The organism is Mycobacterium sp. (assembly GCF_046095365.1).
Lineage (GTDB): Bacteria > Actinomycetota > Actinomycetes > Mycobacteriales > Mycobacteriaceae > Mycobacterium.
Map to the genome: position 1 here is coordinate 1 of NZ_JBJTJF010000097.1, position 5,395 is coordinate 5,395.

Consider the following 5,395-nt stretch of genomic DNA (forward strand, 5'->3'; position numbering starts at 1 on the left):
CGTCGGCGATGACCTGCCCGGCCTCCACCCGCTGACCGGAGTCGACGATCGGCTTCTGGTTGGCGCAGGTGCCGTGGTTGGACCGGTTGAACTTGCGCATCCGGTAGCTGTGCCGGGTGCCGTCGTCGGCCATCACGGTGACGTAGTCGGCCGAAACCTCCTCGACCACGCCGGATTTCTCCGCGACGACGACGTCACCGGCGTCGATCGCGGCCCGCAACTCCATGCCGGTGCCGACCAGCGGCGCCTCGCTGCGCACCAGCGGAACCGCCTGGCGCTGCATGTTGGCGCCCATCAGGGCGCGGTTGGCGTCGTCGTGCTCGAGGAACGGGATCATGGCGGTGGCCACCGACACCATCTGGCGCGGCGAGACGTCCATGAAGTCGACCTCGGAGGCGCTGACGTACTCGACCTCGCCGCCCTTGCGGCGGACCAGCACGCGCTCCTCGACGAACTTGCCCTTGGCGTCGGTCGGCGAGTTGGCCTGCGCCACCACGTGGCGGTCCTCCTCGTCGGCGGTCAGGTAGTGGATCTCGTCGGTCACCACACCCTTGACCACCTTGCGGTAGGGCGTCTCGATGAAACCGAACGGGTTCACCCGCGCGTACACCGACAGCGACCCGATCAGTCCGATGTTGGGGCCTTCCGGGGTCTCGATCGGGCACATCCGGCCGTAGTGGCTGGAGTGCACGTCGCGCACCTCCAGGCCGGCCCGCTCACGGGACAGGCCACCCGGGCCCAGCGCCGAAAGCCGGCGCTTGTGGGTCAGGCCGGACCGCGGGTTGTGCGGGTCCATGAACTGGCTCTGCTGCGACGTGCCGAAGAACTCCTTGATCGCCGCCACGACCGGGCGGATGTTGATCAGGGTCTGCGGAGTGATCGCCTCGACGTCCTGGGTGGTCATCCGCTCGCGCACCACGCGCTCCATACGCGAGAGCCCGACCCGGATCTGGTTCTGGATCAGCTCGCCCACGGTGCGCAGCCGGCGGTTGCCGAAGTGGTCGATGTCGTCGACCTCGACGGGGACCTCGACGCCGCCGGGAGCGGTCATGGTGGCCGGGACGCCGGTCTCGGACGCCTCGTGCAGGCGGACCAGGTACTCGATGGTGGCCGCGATGTCCTCAGGGGTCAGCGTCGAGTTGGTGATCGGCTTGCCGGGGTTGAGGCCCAGCTTCTTGTTCACCTTGTAGCGGCCCACCCGGGCCAGGTCGTAACGCTTCTCCTTGAAGAACAGGTTCTCCAGCAGGGTCTGCGCGGACTCCTTGGTCGGCGGCTCGCCCGGGCGCAGCTTGCGGTAGATGTCCAGCAGCGCCTCGTCGGTGCCGGCGTTCTGGTCCTTCTCCAGCGTGGCCATCATGATCTCGGAGAAGCCGTACCGCTTGCGGATCTCCTCGTTGCTCCAGCCGAGCGCCTTGAGCAGCGTGGTGACCGGCTGGCGGCGCTTGCGGTCGATGCGGACGCCGACGGAGTCGCGCTTGTCGACGTCGAACTCCAGCCACGCGCCGCGGCCGGGGATGACCTTGACGCTGTGCAGCGTCTTCTCGGTGGACTTGTCGATGGACTCGTCGAAGTAGACACCGGGCGAGCGGACCAGCTGGCTGACCACGACGCGCTCGGTGCCGTTGATGATGAACGTGCCCTTCTCGGTCATCATCGGGAAGTCGCCCATGAACACCGTCTGGCTCTTGATCTCACCGGTGTTGTTGTTGATGAACTCGGCCGTGACGAACAGCGGGGCCGCGTAGGTCATGTCCTTGTCTTTGCACTCCTCGACCGGCGCTTTGACCTCATCGAAGCGCGGGTCGGAGAAGCTCAGCGACATCGAGCCGGAGAAGTCCTCGATGGGGGACAGCTCCTCGAGCACCTCCTCCAGACCGCCCCTGGGAGCGACGCCACCGGCCGCTGGGTCCTCGGCGGCCGTGGCGCGCCACCCCGGGTCGCCGATCAGCCACTTGAACGAGTCGGTCTGGACGTCGAGCAGCCCGGGAACCTCCAGCGGTTCACGCAGCTTCGCAAAAGAAATTCGCTGTGGCGCCCCCGGAACGGAGTTCGAAGTGTTCGCTTTGCTCTGGCTAGAGACTGCCAAGATGCATCCTTCCAGCACCTCATGCGGACATCCGGGTGCCGGCCTGCGCCAAAACCCTTACACCGCTAATCTGCGTAGGTTCGCGCTCGCCTCGCCTGACCGGATCCGTCGACGCGCACGACACGTAAAAGGTCTACTGAGCTGGGAGGAAAAGGCTCAGACCAAGACCACGGTGTCCAGGTGCGTTGTTGAGGGGGCAGGGTGCAGCCAGCGCAACCCGTCACTCTACAGCAGATTGTTGGCACACTCAAATAGAGGGTGCCGGGGCGACCTCACGCTGGCTGGCGATGGTTAGCCGGGCACTCATGCTGGACAACAGATTGAACCGTCGACGGGCTCCCGTCAAGCGTTTTCGCGGTGTTTGGTCAACTTTGTTCAGCTTTTCGCGCTCAGAGGGTGACCGCCGCGGGCACCGCGCCAGGTCCCGGGAGGGCCGCCGCCGAGCCCGGTGGGTACTGCTTGGTCGGGGTGATCCGGCCCCGCACCCCGAGCTGCTTGGCCCGCTCGACCAGGGCGTTGTACTCCGCCTCGCTGATGGTCTGGTCCCGGGTCAGGATGTAGCCGGTGATGAGACTGGGATCGCTGACGATCGCCCAGCTGTAATCCGGCGCGTAGTCCATGATCCAGTAGTTACCCGGCACCTTGGCCTTGGGCGGGCGCGGGCCGAATCCGACGTTGAGCTGGGTGTTCGTCGGGCTGTTGGCCGGCACCGCCGCACCGGTGATGTTCGTCTGCGGCCCGTTGGGGCCGAAGTAGTTGCCGGCGTTCTCCACCGTGATGGTGCCGTCGAGCTGCGGGGTGTAGGTCGCCGTTGTGTTGACCAGGCCGATCGAGAAGAACTGCTTGACGCTGCCCTGCTCGTACCACTTCCCGGCGTAGGAGTCGACGTCGACCGCCGGCGGCGCCGGCAGCGTGGTCGCTCCGGCCTCACCCATCACCATCGGCTGGTTGGGAACGTAACTGCCGTCGTTGGGGTTGCCATAGAAGCCGTAGAACGGATTCGAGGGGGTGTAGCCGCCGTAGAAATCGTTGACCCAGCCGGTGGCGAAGGTGCGCACCGCCTCCTTGCCCCCCGGCGGGGACTTGCGGACCAGGATGTCGCTGGCGATGGCGGCCAGCCGGGCGAACGGGCTGTCGCCGTCGACGGAGTCGGTGTGCGAACCGTTGTCGATGAGCGTTCCGATGAACTGGCGGGGACGCAGCAGCGCGAGTTGCTGGGTGGTGTCGCCCCAGGCGTTCCAGCTCTGCGGGGTGGCCGCGATCTGGTAGTCCGGGATGCTCAGGGTGTCCAGGGCGGCGATCGCGGGCGCGAACGCGTCGGGGAAGGAGACCCCGTCGTACATCACTATCCCGAGCAGATCGGCCGCCGAGCCGTTGGCGACGGTGCCCGCACCGGCCACCGTGGCGAAGCTGCCTCCGGCCGAGTGCCCGGTCAGGATGAACTTCTCCGGCAGCGGGCCCTGCAGTCCGGCCAGGCTGGCACTGAGGTTCAGCGCGCCCCGGTCCCCGACGAACAACTCGGCGGCCGCCTCACCGGAGAAGGCGTCGTCGAACCAGTTGATCTGGGGCACCACCACGATGCTGTTGGTCTCCTGTGCCAGCGCCTGGGCCATGGCGGCGTACCAGCCCTTGAAGCCCAGGAAACCGTGCTGCAGCCAGATGACGCCGTTGGCCTGGATCGTCCCGTCGGCCTGGGTCGGGAAGTACCAGTCGGCCGGGGCCTGGTAGCCGTTGGGGCCGGACGGGATGTTCAGCACCGCGCTGCCGGTCCGCAGCCCGGTGACCCCGTTGGACAGCGGCGGCACGATTACCCCGTCGATGCCGTTGTCCGTGCTGGTCGGGATTCCGCTGGAAATGTCCATGCCGAACAGGCTCAGCACGGCGGCGGTCAGCTTGTACATCGGGGAGGAGGGGTTGGCGATCTGCGTCGGAAGGCCGATGGCCGCGGTCGGCCCCATGATGATCGGGGTGTTGGCGCCGGCGTAGAAGCCGTACTCCGCGGTCTGCGGGGAGTTGCCCGCGTACATGTCGTTGAGCCAGCCGGTGCTGAGCAGATGGGTGGCGGCGGTGTTGCCGGGGGGCACCCGCTTGGTCACCAGCTGCAGCACGGCGTCGAACAGGGGGTTGACCCCGAGCATCGAGTCGACGTGCGAGCCGTCGTTGAGCACCACCCCGACGAACTGCCCGGGCAGGGTGTCGACGAGTTGGTTGGTGGTGATGCCGAAGGCGTTCCAGGTCTGTGCCGGCGCGGCGATCTGGTAGATCGGCTTACCGGCGTCGGCCAGGGTCTGGACCTGCCCGGCGAAGGTCCCGTCGAACGCGCCGTTGGAGACGCCGTCGTACATGACGACGCCGACGAGGTTCGCGTCCTGCAGGTCTGAGCCCTGCTCGATGTAGTCCCCGCCCACGGCGCTGGCGAACCCGCCGCCGGCGGAATGCCCGGTCACAGCGAACTTGCCCCTGAGCTGGGCGGGGTCGCCGGTGTAGCCGGCGGCGACGGCGCTGTCGACCAGGGCGCTGCGGGTCGGGTCCAGGAATGCCTCAGCGGCCGCCTCCTGGGTGGTGGAGCAGATGAGGCAGCCGCCGGAGAAGGTGAACGGGATGGACGACAGCGTCGGTGCCACCACGATGCTGTTGGTCCGCTGGGCGAGGTCCCTGGCCAGATCCGAGTAGAGGAAGTTGGCCGCACCGAACCCGTGCTGCAGCCAGATCACGCCCTGGGCGTCGACGGACCCGTCGACCTGGGTGGGAAAGTACCAGTCCGCGGCGACGGTCTTGCCGATGAAGGCACCCGGGATCGCCAGCCGGGAGTGGCCGACCTGCACGCCGGTGACGCCGTTGCTGAACCCTGGCAGGGAGGGGCCGCCGTTGTTCAACCCGGGCAGGGAGGGAAGGTCCAGGGCGAGCGCCGCCGGGTCCGGCGGGCCGGCAGCAACCTCCGACGTGCCGGTCACCGCGGCCGGGGCGGCGCTCTCCCGCTGGCCGGAGAACGCCCCCAGCGCGGGTGTGGCGACCGCCGCCGGGCTGCCCGAGCCTCCCCCGAGAGCCTCGATGACGCTGGTCAGGAAAGCCCGGATCGGTTTGGCGGCGGCCGCCGCCTTGGCGGCCGGGGCGGTGCTGGCGACGCTCTGCAGGACAGTGCCGCGCGGTGTGTCGTGGGCGGTGTGGACCACCGTGAGCGGGGCGGCCTGGACCGCCGAGGGGCGCAGCCCCGTGTCGGTGGCGGACAGCCGCGCGGCTCACGCTCCCGCGGGGAGCCCCCGTCGGGGGAGTTCCTGGCGTGGCCGTCTCTGCTCATTCCAGAGTGGC

The 5,395-nt window shown here is 68.3% G+C and carries 2 protein-coding genes; both read right to left on the bottom strand.

Going from position 1 to position 5,395, the window contains the following annotated elements; genetic code table 11:
* Positions 1-2,104: DNA-directed RNA polymerase subunit beta (rpoB, locus tag ACKOQ4_RS08415; protein WP_526290755.1), on the bottom strand; the 2,104-nt coding region annotated here is incomplete at its 3' end.
* 371 nt (positions 2,105-2,475) lie between these two features.
* Positions 2,476-5,259: a lipocalin family protein gene (locus ACKOQ4_RS08420; RefSeq protein ID WP_526290757.1), complete on the bottom strand. Its 2,784-nt coding sequence runs from the start codon at positions 5,257-5,259 to the stop codon at positions 2,476-2,478.
* Between the last annotated feature and the right edge of the window lie 136 nt (positions 5,260-5,395).